This window comes from Ruminococcus albus AD2013, from assembly GCF_000526775.1.
Taxonomy (GTDB): domain Bacteria; phylum Bacillota; class Clostridia; order Oscillospirales; family Ruminococcaceae; genus Hominimerdicola; species Hominimerdicola alba_A.
Map to the genome: position 1 here is coordinate 2,120,680 of NZ_JAGS01000001.1, position 18,797 is coordinate 2,139,476.

The 18,797-nt window shown below is 43.8% G+C and carries 12 protein-coding genes and 2 tRNA genes; 2 read left to right on the top strand and 12 right to left on the bottom strand.

The annotated features are described in order from the left end of the window. Positions 1-103: 103 nt before the first annotated feature. From N773_RS0109465 to N773_RS22910, 3 genes are all read right to left on the bottom strand, one after another. Entirely contained in the window at positions 104-2,914 is a 2,811-nt protein-coding gene (locus N773_RS0109465; protein WP_024857571.1) for a CotH kinase family protein, read from the bottom strand. A 339-nt stretch (positions 2,915-3,253) separates the two neighbouring features. Beyond that, the gene (locus N773_RS0109475) at positions 3,254-4,390 is read right to left on the bottom strand and encodes a dockerin type I repeat-containing protein (protein ID WP_024857572.1); all 1,137 of its coding nucleotides are present in this window, start codon (positions 4,388-4,390) and stop codon (positions 3,254-3,256) included. A gap of 110 nt (positions 4,391-4,500) precedes the next feature. Further along, positions 4,501-8,451, bottom strand: a complete 3,951-nt coding sequence (locus tag N773_RS22910) for a dockerin type I repeat-containing protein (RefSeq protein WP_024857573.1) — start codon at positions 8,449-8,451, stop codon at positions 4,501-4,503. A 1,074-nt stretch (positions 8,452-9,525) separates the two neighbouring features. Here N773_RS22910 and N773_RS21235 point away from each other — a divergent pair. Continuing rightward, positions 9,526-10,380, top strand: coding sequence for a peptidoglycan DD-metalloendopeptidase family protein (locus N773_RS21235; RefSeq protein WP_196231625.1), 855 nt, complete (start codon positions 9,526-9,528; stop codon positions 10,378-10,380). Between the two features lie 181 nt (positions 10,381-10,561). Beyond that, the gene (locus N773_RS23270; protein WP_278245340.1) at positions 10,562-10,693 is read left to right on the top strand and encodes a hypothetical protein; all 132 of its coding nucleotides are present in this window, start codon (positions 10,562-10,564) and stop codon (positions 10,691-10,693) included. Between the two features lie 338 nt (positions 10,694-11,031). Here the strand turns inward: N773_RS23270 and N773_RS22915 are convergent, their stop codons facing one another. The 9 genes from N773_RS22915 to N773_RS0109530 all read right to left on the bottom strand — a co-directional run bounded on the left by N773_RS22915 (position 11,032) and on the right by N773_RS0109530 (position 18,794). Further along, positions 11,032-11,274 (bottom strand): recombinase family protein, encoded by a 243-nt coding sequence (locus N773_RS22915; RefSeq protein WP_080678328.1) that lies wholly within the window; start codon positions 11,272-11,274, stop codon positions 11,032-11,034. 185 nt (positions 11,275-11,459) lie between these two features. After that, positions 11,460-12,257 carry a peptidoglycan-binding protein gene (locus N773_RS0109495; RefSeq protein ID WP_024857575.1) on the bottom strand — a complete coding sequence of 266 codons (798 nt, stop codon included), beginning with the start codon at positions 12,255-12,257 and terminating at the stop codon, positions 11,460-11,462. Between the two features lie 419 nt (positions 12,258-12,676). Beyond that, a tRNA-Leu gene (locus N773_RS0109500) sits at positions 12,677-12,758 on the bottom strand. Between the two features lie 40 nt (positions 12,759-12,798). After that, a tRNA-Lys gene (locus N773_RS0109505) sits at positions 12,799-12,871 on the bottom strand. A gap of 103 nt (positions 12,872-12,974) precedes the next feature. Then, positions 12,975-13,463 (bottom strand): hypothetical protein, encoded by a 489-nt coding sequence (locus N773_RS0109510; RefSeq protein WP_024857576.1) that lies wholly within the window; start codon positions 13,461-13,463, stop codon positions 12,975-12,977. 220 nt (positions 13,464-13,683) lie between these two features. Beyond that, positions 13,684-14,766 carry a 3-isopropylmalate dehydrogenase gene (leuB, locus tag N773_RS0109515; RefSeq protein ID WP_024857577.1) on the bottom strand — a complete coding sequence of 361 codons (1,083 nt, stop codon included), beginning with the start codon at positions 14,764-14,766 and terminating at the stop codon, positions 13,684-13,686. A 75-nt stretch (positions 14,767-14,841) separates the two neighbouring features. Beyond that, positions 14,842-15,996 (bottom strand): hypothetical protein, encoded by a 1,155-nt coding sequence (locus tag N773_RS0109520; RefSeq protein ID WP_024857578.1) that lies wholly within the window; start codon positions 15,994-15,996, stop codon positions 14,842-14,844. Positions 15,997-16,015: 19 nt separating this feature from the next. Continuing rightward, the gene (locus N773_RS0109525) at positions 16,016-17,617 is read right to left on the bottom strand and encodes an MBOAT family O-acyltransferase (protein ID WP_024857579.1); all 1,602 of its coding nucleotides are present in this window, start codon (positions 17,615-17,617) and stop codon (positions 16,016-16,018) included. A 4-nt stretch (positions 17,618-17,621) separates the two neighbouring features. Further along, positions 17,622-18,794, bottom strand: coding sequence for an alanine racemase (locus N773_RS0109530; protein WP_024857580.1), 1,173 nt, complete (start codon positions 18,792-18,794; stop codon positions 17,622-17,624). Between the last annotated feature and the right edge of the window lie 3 nt (positions 18,795-18,797).

Below are 18,797 nucleotides of genomic sequence, written 5' to 3' on the forward strand. Positions count from 1 at the left end.
ATAAAATAATAATTCTGTTATCCCGTCGGCACACCGTATCATCGTATCTGCCGGTGTGCCATGGGATAAACAATGTTCTTACGTCACACGAATTATACGCTTATTACCTTACAGTAACAGTAACAGCATTCTTGATGGGGTCTGTGGTGTTCCACTTACCGTTCACTCTTGCCGCAACGGCTACCTTGTATGTCATGCCCGGGGTGAGGTTCTTGGGTGTAACAAAGCTGTTTGTGGTTATGCTTGAAGTCTGTACTCTCCACTTGCCTGCCAGATATACAGCTATGCCGTACTTATCAGCACCCTGTACCTTGTCCCATACGAACTGTATCTGATGATACTGGCTATTGTAATTTACCCTGATGTTTGTGGGATAGTCCTTTCCGGAGGGCTGTGATGAACCGCTGCCCGACGCATATACCGCCTGAACTGTCACGTTCTGACCTGTGGGCTTGATAACTGCTTCCTCAGATGTAGCACTGCCCGAAACGAACTGCGCACCGCTGACTACCCACTTTTCAAGATGATATCCGTCCTCGGGCTTAGCTTCAAGGGTCAGCTTGCAGTCTGCGGGATATACACCGCTCCAGCTGCTGTCATAAACCTTCAGGGTATTGAAGTTTACGTGTCCCTGTGAAGAGTTGTTCTTCACGGTGACGTTTACTGTGCTGCTTATGCCGAAGTACTGCATCACCTGCTGTTCACAGGCAGATATACGGTTCGACCAGAAACTGCGTATAGAAGAAACCTCGTTGGAGAACTTGTCGCCGCCGTTTGTCTGCTGACCATCTCCGGGGTTCTGCTGTCCGGGGTTCTGCTGACCGGGCTGTCCGGGCTGTCCGCCCTGTCCGGGGAACTGCCAGCCGCCGCCCCAGATCCCGCCGCCCCAGCCGCCTGTGCCGCTTGACCAGTTGAAACGTGCGTAGCTCTTGCTCATGGAAGCCTTGTATGTATTTTCCAGCTCATTCAGGCGCGAGAGCACCTTGTCGGTATCAAAGTTCTCGTTGCAGAGGTCGAAATAAGCTCTCAGGAAAAGATCGCGGAAATCCTGATTCTCACACAGTCCGAAGAACAGCTGTGTTATCCACTTGTTCTTGCTGCGGAGAGTCTGTATGGAATTGGTATTTGCATTGCTCTGTCCGTAAAGTCCCTGACCGTATTCGGTATCAAAGAGTATGAAACGCCACTTGCCGTCGCCGTACTTCTTATCAGCGTCAACTGTCTCGGTCTTCCACAGCGCATAGTTGTTATCGCCAAAGTCGGAGTTGCCTACTATCAGCTCTGTTGCCATATATTCGGCAAAGCTCCTCATATCCATCAGCTCTTCAAGCTTGGCGTATGCACTGCTGTCCTTGAAATTGTTTGAAGATGCAAGGCGCTTCAGCTGTTCATAATCCGAAAGTCCCTGCTGAGTGCCGTCAGTGAGCTCATCGGTCTTTATCATGCATACATTGTCTTCCTTGACCTTGTAGTGGTCGGAAATGTATTCCTTGCCTATCTTTTCTGTGATATTGTATGTACCCCAGAATTCACCGTCCAGGAACACAACACATTCTGTCTGTGCCTGTGAACCGAAATGACGGTCGCTTACCATCTCATGGTTCAGACGGTCACGAAGCTTGGTCTTGTAGTCGTTGCCGCCGTTACGCAGTGTTATCTTCTCAAAGGAATCTATAACTTCACCCTTGTGGTTGGTCAGCTTGCCGTTGAAGAAATCATATTTCAGCTTCTTTGTGCCGTATTCGCTCCTTGCATAAAGGTTGAAGCTCTTCTGTACATCGGAACGTGTTGCCGCACCGTGTATACGTATGCCTACGTTTGCGTTGTATGTGGCTTTTCCCTTTTCAAATACTGTGATATTTGCGGGACGCTCCCATTCCTTGCCGTCCTGTGTATAGTTCGCAGGATGTGTCCACGACTGCATCATATTTCCCGAAGACTGATCGTATATCTTGCCCTTAACATATATGCCTTTTTCATAGTCGAAAAGGTTGTCGGGGTCGGAAACGAGGGATATGACACGCATATTCATCTCACAGTCGTTCTGGGTATAGCCTATAAAATAAGTCTTTGTAACTATATCGCTCACATTGCCGTTGCGGTCAACAGCGATGGCACGTACTATGGTAGCCTTGTCAACAGGCGAGCTGGGCGGAGTATATCCGTCAGCAACATCTGTTCTTGCAGAATATACATTCTGCTCCGATGACCTGTCATATATGTTTATGCTGCCGTTTGCACGCTCTGATGCCGTTGTCGGGTCACTGCCGTCAAGGGTATAGTATACAGTGCAGCCCGAGGGCGCAGATATCGACAGGTCAAAACTATTGGAGTAGAAACCGCTCTCCTTTGAGAACTGAGGTTCGCTGACATCAGCCTGAACATTCTGGTTATTCCGGTTTGAATAGCCGGGGGTCAGCGAAGAGAATACACCGAAGCTGCTGCTGCCGTCAGGTGATCTTCCGTAGGAAGTATCATCATTCAGCGCAGGAACATCAACAGTCTCAACCGCATTGCCGTTCGCATTTGAAAGTATTATCTTCTCACCGTTCTTGGAAAGGCCGAAGGACGCGCCCTGCACACCGCTGCCGCTGTCAACGCCGCAGTAGATGGTATAGTAACCGTATGCGGGTATGGATGCATTGCGGGGCAGTGTGTACTGCATAGGTGCAGCCGCATCGTCAGAAAGTCCGTATCCTGCTATGGAGACAGCACTTCCCGTGGGATTGTAAAGCTCTACAAAATCATAGAACTTGCCATCTGATGCAGGAACAGTTGTGTTCTTGGTGCATACTTCGTTGATAACTACACCCGAAGCAGCACTTGCTGTCAGCATTGTCTGTCCGATCGCAGCAACACTGAGCAGGGCAGCGATACCTGCCGCAGTACAGCGGCTAAAAGCTCTTCTTTTCATAAAAAACTCCTCTCATGATCATAATCCGTATGCCTTGACATACGTGCGTATCATAACCAATCTCCTTGTTTTTCATTTCATACTCCTTGGCAAGTATACCATAAATTCATCAATTAGTCAAGATATTTAATGTAAAACAGACAAGGGCTTTATAACTTTTTTCTTAATTATCATTTTATTATTTAACAAAATACCTGTGTCATATCATAGTCTCACCAACACCCGAAAAGCCGATAAAAACATAATAAAACCGCCAGGATACGCGCTGAACGTATCATGACGGTTATTAATACAGTGCGGGTGACAGTACATGAAAAATATTTTTCAAATATATCTGAATCAGTTCCTGTTCCCGTCCCCGCTCCTTATCCCTTTTACATAACTTGCAAGAACTGTAACATCATTAACATTTATCACACCATCACCGTTTATATCAGCGCGTTCAGCCATCCTGCCGCTTAATAGTCTGAATCCTTTGATATGTGCACAAATACGTATGATGTCTGTCACATTTGCCTTATGGTCAAGGTCAATATCATACTTAGAATAATTCTGCTTTATGTATTCATCATAATCAAAGTCTTTAACAGCTGTCAGCGGCATCCCGACCTGAAACTTTGCTCCAATGCCTTCAGGCGTGTAGGCAGAATGATCGGCGCTGAATACTTCACTTCCCGATGCCATATATAAGCTTTCACCTTTCAGATCATCCCATGTACAGTCATAATTATAATAGTTCCCGTCATCCAGCCGCATAATATTCCACGCATGGGCATCTTTACCGCCAATGCCCGCAACAAGCAGACATTCTTCGCCAATGTAGTTCATTACCAGCTGAAAAGTACGTGCATATGATTCGCACACACCTTTTCCGTTAACTATCACACCAATGGGAGAATGTGCATCCGCATCTGTTGAAGGTCTGTTGCCGTCATATGCAAACTCAGCAGATGATACCAGCAATTCCTCAAAAGCTGCTGCTTTTTCATATGAAGTCGGCAGCCTTTTCAGCTTTTCTGCGCAGCTTTCAAGATAATTGCATATTTCAGCACGGTGCTCTGCCCGTATCTGCCCAAATGCATATGCTTTAGGTACCAGCATCAACAGCTTATCGCCCTCCACAGCAACAGTAGGTGAAAGAAAAAACAGCAGAGGCATATCATTCCGCATTGTAAAATACACTTCCTTAGCCTCGTTTTTGCTCAAACCAAATTCCGTGTAATCAACACTGTCAAATACATAATAGCCTTTGTAATTCTCTATGTCACGATCATCACTGTACAATTCTTCCGCTGAACTTTTTAACCTCAGATAAAATTCCTGCTTCAATTCACCCGAAGAAGTCTGTGCAAGACCGCTGTAGCCATGATCTGTACTGCCCGAACCGGCAGATATACTTTCTGCACAAGCAGGTACAGCAGCAGAAAAGAGGATCGACAAAGCCGCAAATATACCCGCTGTTTTCCTGATAATCATTTTTTCACCTCAGCAATATCCGATCAGAACACATAATTATTTTTCATCATACTTTATACAAATGACCCGAAAGCCGGAAGCCTCCGAGTCATTTTATCATTTTTTACACCTCAGCTTATGAGCTTTTTGCCCTTGATATGTGCAGCTATCTTTGTGACATCGGTGATATTGATCTTGCCGTCCTTGTTAATGTCAGCATAAATGATCTTATCAGCCGCAAGCATTCTCTTGCCCTTGATATGCGCTGCTACAAGAGTGACATCGGTAATATTGATCTTATTATCACCGTTTACATCGCCCAGCTTTCCGCCTGTTACGGTATAAGTGAATTCCAGTTCACCCTTATATATGCCCATTCCGCATATGAGGCCTGTGTATTCACCGGCAGATGTAAAGCTCTCACCTTCAGCGACAAAGTAATCTGCATTGCGCACAAGCGTCTTGCCATTAAGTGTAACTATCGGGTCGATGTCCTGCTCTTCGCCGTTGTATTTAAGTTCAGCGATCTCGATCTGTGCATCGGCGATACTCAGTCTTGTCATGGGTACAGCTTTCCAGTACAGCGACTCGCTGCCCTCAACGCTCGCCTTGTCAAAAGGCAGGCTGCCGTTGCTGTCGGTCACGAACTGGTTGACATAACCCAGACCATCATCCGAAAGCTCCATATACTCCTGATTAAATCCGTAAACATTGTAAATGCAATCAGGCAGAAGATCAGCGAATGTATCCTCAGCATCATTAACATCATCAGCTGTATCTGCATTTACCGACTGTGTTTCGGTCTCAAAAGCAGGCAGGCTGGCATATACATCGTCAAGTTTAACAGGGGTCGCTGGGTTTTTCTCCCATAAAAAACCTTTTCGGTCATATATACCACATCGCTCAGGATCGCTGTCATGTGTAATATTATGACCCCAAATATATATATTATTATTATTATCAATATACATACTGCAACAGCCAAGATTTGTCACAGTTTTAACATTTCCTGCAATCTTAACAGGTGGATAATAATAAAAATCTGAGTGATCGTCCGCAGTTATGTCTATGAAATTACCATTATTCAAACGAACACTAATACCACTGCTACTGATAATGTAATCCTTCATGTCTGGATACACATCTTTCAAATAGCGCATATCTGTATTATCGCCTACTTTGTAAAGATCTCCATTCTCAGCTAGTATCAATGCATTAAGTGTAATTGAAGATGAGCTAACTTCTTTTATGCCTGTCATGCGTATCTGATCTGAATAATTATAATCTTTACGAGGATAATCGTTATAAACACCTAGTGTATGAAAATCTCCGTTATTAGTAATATAATATACACAAATAATTCCAAATTCAACACTATTTACATCATCAGCTATCTTAGTCATGTCATTATAACCAGGATCATAACCAGAATTAGGGATGCTTGCTAAATATCCCCACATATACAATTCATTCTTTTCTGTTATACACGCGCCAATATCATGACTTGAAGAGTAAGAAACAGATCTGACGTTTCTCAGCGCCTTTAGCGTAGTTCCACCCTCATCATGAACATATAAATCTCCATTTTTTGTAACATAAGCATAATTATAAATTACAGTATTATTTGAATTAGTATATCCACTACCCAAACTGAAGTCCTTTACATTTTCAGCGATCAATGTCGGTCTTTCATATTTGTTCCAACCCCAAAAATATAGGTTATCATCTTTGGTAAGAATTGCAATATTCTGATGAATTATCTTAGCTTCTTTCACATTAGGAATGCTGTAATATTCATAATCGTTACCTGATGTTAGAATACCCCAAATAAATAATGTGCCATTTGCATCAATAAATCCCATGCAGCCTCCTGCTGATATTCCTTCGACCAGTTTCATGCCATTGCCCTTTCTATAACTAAGCGTTTTCTTTGATCTTACAACGCTCAGATACTCGGGCGGATTATCATCTTCCTTGGGGTCTGTTGGTTGATCGTCTTTCGGGGGATCGTCTTCTTTAGGCGGTTTTACAGGCTTGATCGGCATAATTGAACGGTCATATCTCATCACAACGATACTACTGTAATAATCCTGAAATTCAAAATTATATGGCTTAAAATACGCATTGTTCATTTCTACTGTGATCTCATAGTTACCTTTTACCAGCCATAGATCAGTTGTACCGTTCTTATTCAATTTCTGCCCGGAAATGACTTTCTCCCCGGTACTCAGGTCTTTTAGATAGACAGTAGCATTGGAAAGTTTTCCGCCATCTTCATCAAGAAAGTGAACTTTGCATTTGTGTTGATAATGTTTACATGTGCCTTTTCCATGATCGCCATAAGTCTTAGACCAGTAGAATTGCCATAGATAATGGTCCATTTTAAACACAATATCAGTTATCTTTTCTAAACCAACTATATCCATCTCAATATTAGCAAATGCTTCATAATAAAGCTTTCCTGAAACACAACTTCCGCACTGATGTTTGGCGTTTATCGAAGTATTATCGGTTTCATTTATCACAAAATGCAGTCCTCCTCCGATATCTGTAAGGATATAAGCGATGTTATCACTGAAAAGAGTAAATTTAGGTGAGAGGATGAATCCGATGCTCGCATCAAGCTTTGTAGATAACTCGAAACCGGTTTCTGGCAATCTGGTCTGATTTGTTCCCTCAAAAGTATAAACATGATATTCAAATGTTGGAGTAAAATCAATATACCCCTTTGCAGTAACAGTGGCTTTTCCTTTAAAATACAGCTTAGGATCCATCTCAGCTGTGATACCGAAAAGTGTTGCAAGCGTTACACGACTTATCGTATGCTGATAGTAGCCTTCAAAATCCATAGTAAGAGCGAGTTCCAAGCTCAATGGAAGGGATATTCTTACAAAATCTATATCATCGAAAAAGCCTGATCCATATTTATAGATCTTAAGATCCAGACCCACATTGATTTTAAAATAACCATCAAATCTACTATGCACATTCCATCCGTCGTTTTTATCTATCGAATCAGGTTCAGACTTAAGAAACTTGAATGTAAAATCTGTACCTGCATTATAATCTTTATAAAGCACATTAAGTTCCTGAGTTTCCATTTCAGGAATATCATCAAAATCATAGAGTTTGCCTGTACCGTTATATTCATCAGGTATTTCAGGCAATTCTACATCATCACCGAGAAATGTGATACCCTCATCTGCATAGCTGTCATCAATTGTCACAGTCGCATCACTTGAATCGATATCGATCTTTATGACCTTTAAAACTTCATCTTCATTAATATCGCCTTCGGTAATAACTACATTATCACCATCAACAGTTACACTGCCTACTTTTGCGATAACAATATTTTCAATGTCGCCTGCCGTGAAAATATCGCCCTCTTTAAGTGCCTTTACACGGTCGCTTGCATTGCTTATGGTGTAAGTCACAGTGCTGTTATCCTCACCGCTGACTATTTCACCATCGGCTTCATCAAATCGGATAACGTCATCTTCAAACACGATAAAATTGTTATTTTTGTCATCATCAAGATTCAGTACCCTGTCGCTGTCGAAATCATCAGTGGTAAGCGCAAGAAAATCCTGATACCTCTTGGTATACATCTCATAGGTATACGCTTCACCCAGAGGTCTGTACGTGGTAGTGTCCACCATGAATACCTTCACCAGAAAATACTCGGGCATAGTATCTATATCGATCTCTACAGTTTCCGATGAAGAACCTGTAAGTATTTCAGCCATTCCCTTACCGAGCATAACTGTGCCTTCGTCATCATAGATACCTACGATCATCGTACAGTTTTGAACAAAGCTGTACTCAACAGTTACATTTTTGCCGTCAACTGCGACATTCTGAATGGTAAATCCCATATCGTCGTTCTCTTCACTGCTGTTGATCTTATCGACCAGCATATTTCCGAGTGCGTTGTTACCCTCCAGCTTTACCTCATCATCTTTGATTTCTGCAGTATTTAAATCAGCAGAAACAGCTGAATCAGCAGTAGCAGGAACTACTCCCAACATCGAAAAAGCCAATGTAAAGCCTGTTATCGCAGAAATAATTCGTTTTAGCATAAGCATCGCTCCTTTATAAATTTGATTACTCAATTATAACATATTAGCTGTGAGAAATCAACATTAACAATTTGATTTCCGAAATTTTAGGCATTTTAAATCATTAATTGATCGCCTTAAACCTGATGTGGTTATCAATCAAACAATTTAAAAATCATAAGAATATTAAGCTTTCATTTGACGGCTGCACTTTATGAAAACTCCCATTTTTACATCAAATAAATGACAATGTGCATGAGGATATGTATAGCGATATGATCGCAAGGACGAAAATTCGGGGCTGAAAAGCACTGCTGAAATACTGGAAGATATCCTTACCGAGTCAAAGCTCACCGATGCTGATTTGCGTATGCTGGCAGATAAAGTACTGGTACATCAGAACAATGATAAATCCCTTGAAGTGAAGCTTGTATTCACCGGTGCGTTCTCACCAAGCTGTACTTTGGAGATAGACGGCAATCAATAAAAGAAGAGGTTGTTGCAACAGCAGCACCCTCTAACCATATCCGAACATCAGAGAAATCTGACCCATAGTATCCAATTAATGCAGTTCACTCTGAAATTTATACCGTTTACTCCAAAATAATAGCAATTGTACGAATGTTGAATTATAATAAGACCATCGAAACAAGAGGTACAAAAAAATCTATGAATAAGAAAAAGGAGATTTGCAAAATGCAGGACTGGTTTGATATTTGGGGCTGGTTTTTATAATTATTAAAAACCCGGAGTAAACTATTAATTTATATCCGATACATTATATCATAGATCTGTTTTTGTATCATTTATAAGGCTGCAGCGAAAAAAAGAACTTGTGCTCTTTCGTTCATTGCGGCAACAGAATTTTGTTTTGAAATGTTATATACATTAACATGAAAAGTAATTGATCAGTTATTAATAAAAAACACGGCTATCCCTTTAACGCACCAACAAAAAGTGCAATATAACAATTTCATATTCCGATATTACACCATTTAATCTGGTGTGTAAACGGGATAACCGGAAACCAAAAATTATAGCTAAGGAGTAAATTTAATTATGAAGAAATTTTCAAAACCATTTATAAGTATCTTTTTGACAATCGTAATCGTTATTTCGATGCTGCCTATGGCTGCGTTTGCGGCATCATACAACACGGACTATTGGAATCATTCAGAGCCAAGCCGTACTCTCTCAAATGGCAGCAGGGGCGATGATGTAAAGTGGCTTCAGTGTGCGATCAATAACCTTATTGTTAATGGCGATAGAAGCGGTTCTCGTCTTTCTACTTCTAAATTAGATGTTGATGGTGCTTTTGGCAATGCAACAAAGACAGCAGTTTTAGCATTCCAGAGAAAGTATAATTTAGCAGTAGATGGTTATTTTGGTCCTGCTTCCCGTTCAAAGATGAAGTCAGTACTTCGTTCTGGAACAATAGTTACACCCACAAAGAGACAGTTCAGCTGGCCTGTTCCCGGTGTTGCGGCAATTTCCTCTGCATTCGTTGACGGCAGAAATCATGGTGCGATAGATATTGCAGCACCTACCGGTACATCTGTCAGAGCAGCAGCTGCAGGTACTGTACAGACCTATCCCGGCAGCTGGAACGGTGGTGCGGGTAATTACGTTGTAATCACTCATAAGATCGAAGGTAAAACCTACCTGACTGTTTATATGCACCTGAGCCAGATCACTATTGCAAACGGTGCAACCGTTTCAGCCGGAACAGAGATCGGAAAAGTCGGCAGCACAGGCAATAGCTCCGGTCCTCACCTTGATTTCTCTATCCGTGAAGGCAGTTACTCCGGTACAAGACTTGATCCCGGCTACTACACCACTATTCCTTCAGGTCTGTACAACTGCACAAACTGTGCAAATTACGTAAATGAGATCAACACTTACAAGAATAATGTATATGCTTTATCCGCATACAAACATTCAAATTATTGATCTCAGTTGCAAAGCATGATGGCAACCGCCGGATCAGCCGGTCCTGTGCAGGGACCGAGTAATGGTTGGCGTTTGCTGATATTCAAAAAAACAGTCACAGGATCGGTTTATTCCTGTGGCTGTTTTGGCGTAATGCATAAAGTTATATCAAACTTCAAAGCGATGATCACGGTAACTTATCATGGAAAAGAAAAGATACACACAGCGTTTTTCCTGTCCGCAGAACTACATTTTCACTTTCTGCAACAGCAGTGCCTGCAAACGGTCATCTGTTTCACATTCAAAAACTATCACAGGTGAGATTTATTGGTGAAAACAGCAAGCCAATAAAACCTGTCCCCAAAACAAATACAGATATAGCAATGCTCCGAAGTATTTTGAACACTTCGGGGCATTGCTCGGTTATCCATGATTATTCGCCGCCTTTTTCCGTACACTTCATCGAGTGTCATCTCCACCCCCCCTGTTTCAGACTTCCTGCGCAGTTCCGCCTTGTACTTGTTGCAGGTCTTACGGCTTACTTTAGCAGCAGCCTTCCTGACATTGAGTGTTGCTCCTTTACGCCGTCTGATCTGTTTGCCGTTCCGTCCGGCGTTCTCTATACCTTCTGCTGTCCTCCGATGAAGATCGTCAGCGTTCTCATTACCTATGTCATAGAGTCATGTTTAGCTCTATACCCTCGGCAGCATTACGGTTCATACGGATCACGCTGTAAAATACGATAATGTCACCGCCCTGCACCTGTTTCAGAAGCTTTTCATGCTCACTGCGCCCTGCGGACTTAGTTCCGGTGTAAGCTTCTTTGTATATGAGGACGGTCTGGTATACCTTGATGATGTTGCGCTCCTGCCGCCCGATGCAGATGTTACTGATATTGTGCTTATTGCGGCACACGTCACGTTAAGGGTATCAAAAACTCTTGCATAAAAATAATCAAGACCACGGATCGTGATGTATCAGTGGTCATTATATTTGTGTGGCACAGATGGTTTTCGGGTGAGCGCGGGGAAAGTGCGGATATATGAAAAATACGGGTATTTTCATTTGAGAAAGTACCCGTATTGTTATATCTATAATTATTATACTACGATAGAACCGCTTCCGCCGGGACGTCTGTATGCGCCCCTGTATGTTTTGCTGAAGAAGTTGTAAGAGCCGTTTCCACGGAAGTACAGATAGCTCTCATTGAAAGTGCTCTTGTGATTGAAATAGTATGTTACTGCTTCTTTAACGCCTGTGGTAACTTCGTTTGAAAACTTTGTCAAACCTGCATAGCTTGATGAACCGGAGAACTGATTAGGCTGTGTGATAACTCCGTATACGGTATTAGGGAAGCTGCCTGAGCTCTTGCGGTTCATTATAACCTCAACAACAAGTGCCTTCTCATACATTGAGATGTTGTTGCTTTTTGCCTCATGTGCAACACAGTTGCAGATGCGTATGTAATCGGTCTTACTTATGCCGGAAGGATAAGCAGTCGTTATGCCCAGTGCTTTCTTCATTGCATTGAGTGACTTTGTTCCGAATATGCCGTCAACTTCGCTTGCACCCATATACTTCTTCTGGAATTTTTTAACAGCCGCTGTTGTATTAGCACCGAAAGCACCATCAACAGTCAAAGCCGGAGATGCCATACCCAGCTTGTTCAGAGCACACTGGAGCCACTTTACTGAATCACCATTGCTTCCATTCTTCAGTGTAGTTGAAGGTGTTGCGTGAAGCTGATATGATGTACCGGACAGTGAAAGTGCAGCTGATGCGGTTATTGATGTTGAATTGAAAATATCAGGTACTGTTGTACCTGTGAGAGCAGAACCTCCTGCGAGAAGAGTGAATGCCAGTATAACTGACGCGGTTTTCTTGAATGTGGTGTTCATTGTAATTCTTCCTTTCAAATTTAAATTACTTTAGTTTTTTCCGAAATGCCGTTGTAAAATCCTTTATTTTGTTTTTTCATTTCGTTGTTTGACTGTACTTGAAGTATAGCACTTACGGTCAAGAAAGTCAGTTTTTTGAGAGTCAACAGTTGAAAAATCGGAGTGAATGGTATATACAGCACGTTTGTTTTGCACGCAATTTAAGCTCGTTTTTGGATACAGACTTCTTCCGGACAACGGATAAACAATAAAGCACATACAGATATGTACAACGATATGATCGCAAAGCGTGAAGCCGAGATCAAAGAAAACCGCCAAGTATTTCAAGTTTCGATATTACACCAGTTAATTTGGTGTGTCAACGGGATAACAAAAAAAAGCCCACAGATACGCGCCTTACGTATCTGCGGACTTTTCAGTGCGGGTGACAGGACTTGAACCTGCACACCATTCGGCATTAGAACCTAAATCTAACGTGTCTGCCAATTTCACCACACCCGCATATAAAATACCGCCCTCGATAATAACCGAAGGCGATGAATGAGCCATTGGAGATTCGAACTCCAGACCCTTTGATTAAAAGTCAAATGCTCTGCCAACTGAGCTAATGGCTCATTTGCTCTGAGATATCTCTCATAACAACTCATATATTATAGCAGATTTTTTTCAGTTTGTCAAGGGGTTTGATGATTTTTATAAAATTTTTTTCTGATAAGTTCAGGCAAGCCGACCCGTATCCAGCAATTCACAGACAACAGCGATGATCATCAGCATACAAAACATTACACTGATCACTCCTCCTAACATCGCAATAAAGCGCATTCTTCTGATATGGCGAAGTTCTTCTTTGAGGATGGGGCTTTTATCATTCAGGCTCAGGAAAACTACCTCTGTATCTTTCAGATCTTTATAGCGTTTTCCTCTGTGACTTGTGGTAGTAAGCAGAAACCTCTCATCACTGATGTGATCAGGCAAAGCGCATTCCACTGTGACTTCGAAGCGGTTATAGCGAAAACTGCCATTATACGCCTTGTACATATGAAAATCCGTCACCTTTGCAGGAACGATGCAGCCCTCTCTTTTGAAACGTCTCACATCCTTTATAGCCTTTACAGCATGACTTATAGTGACCCATGCGAAAAGTGCAGATAGCGCAAATGGCAGTACTATCTCTTTTATTATCCCCATAAAGCCAAGTTCTCTCATTATTATCTCCTTATATCCTTATAAAAAGGGACTGCCAAAAACTGACAGCCCCCACCAAAATATCTATCTGATTTGTGCAATAACGGCAAACAAGCTGTTATACACTAATACCCTCTCGATTTATCAGCTCGGTTCTATCGCCATTTCTGACCCCGAGCCAAACAAATTTCTCCGTCCCCGCCGTGTATCGGACGAGGGAGATGCGCACCCGCGCGAGGGCTTATACTCTCTCTGCTACCAGAGTACCCATTTCCTTACAGCCGACCTGCTTCATGCCCTCGGACATGATATCGCCTGTGCGGTAGCCCTCAGCAAGCACCTGCTTTACTGCATTGTCGATAGCGTCAGCTTCCTTATCCATATCGAAAGAGTATCTGAGCATCATGGAAGCTGAAAGTATGGTAGCCAGAGGATTAGCCTTATCCTGACCTGCGATATCGGGTGCAGAACCGTGGCTGGGTTCGTAGAGACCGAACTTTGTATCGTTCAGCGAAGCAGAAGCCAGCATACCCAGAGAACCGCTGACCATAGCAGCCTCATCCGAAAGGATATCACCGAACATATTCTCGGTGAGTATAACATCGAACTGCTTGGGGTCACGTACCAGCTGCATAGCGCAGTTATCCACCAGCATATGCTCCAGCTCTACCTCAGGGTAATCCTTGGCAACTTCGTTTACTATCTTTCTCCAGAGTCTTGAAGAATCCAGAACATTAGCCTTGTCAACGCTAGTTACCTTCTTGCGGCGCTTCATAGCGATATCGAAGCCCTTTATAGCAATGCGTCTTATCTCATTCTCGTTGTAGGAAAGTGTGTCAACAGCAGTCTCAACGCCGTCAACTTCCTCGGTCTTTCTTGCGCCGAAGTAAAGTCCGCCTGTAAGCTCACGCATTATCATCATATCGAAACCGCCCTCGATGATATCGCTTCTCAGGGGGCAGGCGAATTTCAGCTCGTCATACAGGTTAGCGGGACGCAGGTTAGCGAACAGTCCCAGTTCCTTACGTATCTTCAGCAGACCTGCCTCGGGGCGGAGGTTGGGAGCAAGCTTATACCAGGGAGAAGTGGAGGTATTACCGCCTATCGCACCCAGCAGAACAGCATCGGCAGCCTTAGCGGTAGCAACAGCCTCGTCTGTCAGCGGAACGCCGCAGGCATCTATGGAACAGCCGCCCATAAGTATATCGGTATATTCAAAGCTGTGACCGAACTTGGCAGCAACAGCGTCAAGCACCTTTATAGCCTCAGTAACTATCTCGGGACCTATACCGTCGCCCTTGATAACAGTTATCTTCTTATCCATGTCAATTACTCCTTTAGCCTTTCGGCAGAATTATTAATGATTATAGTATAACATCTGCGGACCTGCTTGTCAATATCACTCTTTCACCGACGATGATCCATCGGAGAATTTCGCTTTGAACTCAGCAAACTTTTTCTTCAGTGATACAGTGCTCTTGCTGAAATCACAGAATTCGTTATACTGCTGATCTTCTTCCTCAAGAGTCTTCTTTTTGAGCACATCAAATACCTTGTAGGTGTATTCGGCACATTCACGCCACTGTTTGTTCACTTCTTCGGAATGAGTGGTATCTATATCATAGTGATCTACCAGATATTTTCCAAGATAAACAGTGTTCTTCTCATTGCCGAAAACGTTCAGATGATCGCCGTTGTAGTAATCGGTATTTTCATCTATGCCGATATTTTCATCACGCTCGAAATTCACGTAATCGTAGCCCGCATCGTTTATAAGCTTTTTAAGCTCTTCATCAACTTCGGGGCTGAACTTATCCTTGTGAGGAGTGCGTATGAACAGCACATTCTTCAAGCCGAGTTCCTTGCAGTGCTCCATTGTGGCAGTGAGATTTTTTATGCCGTATTCGCCCAGTTTATGATGTCTTTTCTTTGTCTTCTTTATCGCCGAATCGGTAGTCGTCCTGGTGCCGAAGCTTTTCATCATCGAAACATCGCCCCTGCTGTTGAGCCACAGCTGATACTGTCTGCTTGCAAGCAACACGGGGTGTTTCCAGTTATCGTGATATTTCAACAGACCCACATAGTAATTGGGACGCTCATCCTCGGGAACTTCCTTTTTGATAAGCTCAAACCACTGCTTGTCCTTTTTGATATTGTCTATCCACTTGCGCTTTACGCCCTCTTTATAAGGGTGGTCGTTGTTATAGAAAAATCCGTTGACCTCAAACACAACTACCTGGGGCTTCTGCCTTGATAAAAATGTATCCAGCATCGAGTTATACAAATGACCCGGTGCAGCCTCAAAAGCCAGATTGTAGCTGGTAAATCCGTACTTGTCATAGGCTATGGGCGGCGAGAAATCGGCATAAGCCTCACTGCACCCTATCATAGCCACATCAAGTGAATTTTCAGGTTCGCGGTAGAAGTTGCGCACATGGGTCTCCGAGCTGATAGCCGTATACTGCATCACCCATGATAATAGCACGAATAACAGCAGCATAACGATACCCAGCGCCGAAAGCTTCACCGCACGTTTCATCTTATTGCTTTTCATTTGTCTCCTGCTCTCCTTATCAGAACTGCATATAATAGAAATCAGCGGGATTTGAACCCGGTCCGTACACGCCGAATATCACTACTGCATAGAACAGTAATATGAATATCAGCGACTGGAATACAAAACTCTTTTTGCATATCTGCTCACGCAGTGTGGTCTGTGAACGCTCCTGTTTCAGGGAAACTATCAGCAGCACGACCATTGCCGCGAGCACTGCGATAATATCCGCTCTGCTCAGGGTCAGCGATGTCAGGAAATCCTTGTTCAGAATTTCAGCAGGGTGAAGGTCTGTCACCGACATATACATCATGTGCATCGCAGTTGAGAAATCAGGTGCGATATCGAAGTAGTAGCCCACCAGCACTATCAGGAATGTCCTGAACAGCTGAAATGCTATGAACAGCTTGTTTGTATTTTCGATATGAAGTTTCTTTTTCCAGTTTTCAAAATTGCTTTCCAGCAGTGTCGATACCATTATGATACCGCCGTTCCACACGCCGAAAGCCACATATTTCCAGTTAGCGCCATGCCATATGCCCACCACAAGGAAGGTTATCAGCGAAGCTATGCTGACAGGCAGTACCTTTGATATCTTCATGCCGAACCTGGCTTTCAGAGCCTTGCCCATTTTCTGGAAAGGCTTTGACATTGCCACGGGATAGAAGAGATACTCCCTCAGCCATGCGCCGAGGGTGATATGCCAGCGGTGCCAGTACTCCGAGATATCCTTTGAAAAATAGGGACGTTTGAAGTTCTCCGCCATATTTATGCCGAAAAGCTGTGCCACGCCGCGGGAGATATCTATACCGCCAGAGAAATCGGCATACAGCTGCAAAGCATACATCAGTGCTGTCAGCAGTACCGCTGTGCCCGAATAACTGTCGCAGTCATTGGGAACAGTCATCACCGTGTTAACAAGACGGTCAGCAATGACAAGCTTTTTGAAAAAGCCCCATGTTATCAGCAGAACGCCCTGCTTTATGTTTTGAAATCTTACGTCCTCGCCTGCATAAAGCTGATGTGCGAGGTCGCTGTAAAAGGCTATGGGTCCCTGCACTATCTGCGGGAAGAAGGACACGAACAGCAGGAATTTCAGATAATTCCGCTCTGCCTTGTATTTTTTACGGTAGATGTCGATGATATATCCCATCGACTGGAAGGTATAGAAGGATATACCTATGGGCAGCAGCAGTCCCAGCCTCGGGACACTTCCCCGCCCTGTCACGGAATTTATCGTATCCGCAAAGAAGTTGAAATATTTCAGGAATGCCAGCACACCGAAATTCAGCACCAGCACGGAAGCGCATATCCGCTTTTTCCCAACCGTGACCTTATCCTTGTAGGCGCTCTTTTCTTCCTTGCTCCACTTGCCTTTCTGCGACTTTACATAAGCCTCTTTCTGCTCGATGTATTTTTCGAGCCAGAGTCCTCCGCCGTAGGTAGTAGCGGCGGTCATAAGTATAAACAGTACCAGTGACGGGTGTTCCCTGCACAGTATCCCGTAGAATCCCATGCTTGCCGCCAGAAGTACCCACCATCTCTTTGTCTTGGGTATTATCCTGTATATCAGCAGACAGACAGCCACATACAAGAGGTAATTGATCGAAGTATAGCTCAAGTTCTTACCTCCGATGCGGTGAATTCAAAGGATATGTCGCGATGTGACCGCGCTGTTCTGTCAGTCCGTCTTTTTCGCTGTAAAGAGCTGCTGCGGGCATATCTCTCGAAAGGAATGCCGCTATGCCCTCCGCAACGGAATAAGCACCGCACTTTGAAAATGCGATGATATCCCCTCTTTCAAGGGTCGGGAGAGTTGCTTTGCGCACAAGTATATCAGCGGTGGTGCAGAGGCTTCCGCACAGGCAGTAGTCGCTTTCCTCACCGTTTTTATCAAGCACCTCTATGGGCGGAACTTTCATTGCCATGTTCTGACCGTAGTAGTTCACATGGTTTATACCGCCGTCGCATATCACGTAATTTATATCATTTGTGGTCTTTATGTCCATTACTTTGGTCAGATAGCTTCCGCATTCAGCGGCGAAGAATCTGCCCATCTCAACAGTAAGAGGATACTTCTCCGCAAACGCCCTCACGGTCTCTGATGCTTCTTCAAGCAGCGCAATATCGGTGCTTTCGGTAAAGTCCTTGTAATACTCCACCGCCAGCCCCGTGCCGTACTCAATATGCGAAGGCTTATAGCCATGCTCGTTTTCAAGCTCTGCGCAAAGTTCGTCCAGAAGCGCAAGCTCCTTTTCTATGGTCCTGACCTTTGTTTTCTGCGTGCCTGTAAAGTAATGCAGACCTATTATCTCAACGCCTGCAAACTGTTCTCTGCGATCGATAATGTCCAGCAGATCGGACTTATCCATACCGAACTGACTTCCGTGGGCAAGTCTGAGTATCAGCTTCACCCTGCCGCCGTTCTTTACCGCACACTCGTTAATAAGCTCTGCGTGCAGTCTGCTTTCGGCTGTAAATATAGCAACACCGTCAGCATAAGCGCGTGCGATATCTTCCTCGGTCTTGTTCACACCGGAGAATATTATCTTATCAAGGGGCGCACCCACATTCTCGCATATGCTCAGTTCTCCCGGAGAGCATACTTCGATATACGAAAACTCTTCCGGCAGTGCCGCCAGCAGAAAAGGGTTCGCCTTTATGGAATAGCAAAGCCCGACCCTGTCACCGAAGGCTTTTTTTACCGCCGCTGCACGTTTTGCAAAAACGTCTGTATCGAACACATAGCAGGGCGTGCCCAGGGTGAGAGCCGCCTTTTTGAATATCTCTTTCTTCATGCC

Excerpts from the sequence above, each read along its gene's own strand:
- N773_RS0109465 (WP_024857571.1), bottom strand. The coding sequence starts at position 2,914 with ATGAAAAGAAGAGCTTTTAGCCGCTGTACTGCGGCAGGTATCGCTGCC.
- N773_RS0109475 (WP_024857572.1), bottom strand. The coding sequence starts at position 4,390 with ATGATTATCAGGAAAACAGCGGGTATATTTGCGGCTTTGTCGATCCTC.
- N773_RS22910 (WP_024857573.1), bottom strand. The coding sequence starts at position 8,451 with ATGCTAAAACGAATTATTTCTGCGATAACAGGCTTTACATTGGCTTTT.
- N773_RS23270 (WP_278245340.1), top strand. The coding sequence starts at position 10,562 with ATGGAAAAGAAAAGATACACACAGCGTTTTTCCTGTCCGCAGAACTAC.
- N773_RS0109495 (WP_024857575.1), bottom strand. The coding sequence starts at position 12,257 with ATGAACACCACATTCAAGAAAACCGCGTCAGTTATACTGGCATTCACT.
- N773_RS0109510 (WP_024857576.1), bottom strand. The coding sequence starts at position 13,463 with ATGAGAGAACTTGGCTTTATGGGGATAATAAAAGAGATAGTACTGCCA.
- leuB (WP_024857577.1), bottom strand. The coding sequence starts at position 14,766 with ATGGATAAGAAGATAACTGTTATCAAGGGCGACGGTATAGGTCCCGAG.
- N773_RS0109520 (WP_024857578.1), bottom strand. The coding sequence starts at position 15,996 with ATGAAAAGCAATAAGATGAAACGTGCGGTGAAGCTTTCGGCGCTGGGT.
- N773_RS0109530 (WP_024857580.1), bottom strand. The coding sequence starts at position 18,794 with ATGAAGAAAGAGATATTCAAAAAGGCGGCTCTCACCCTGGGCACGCCC.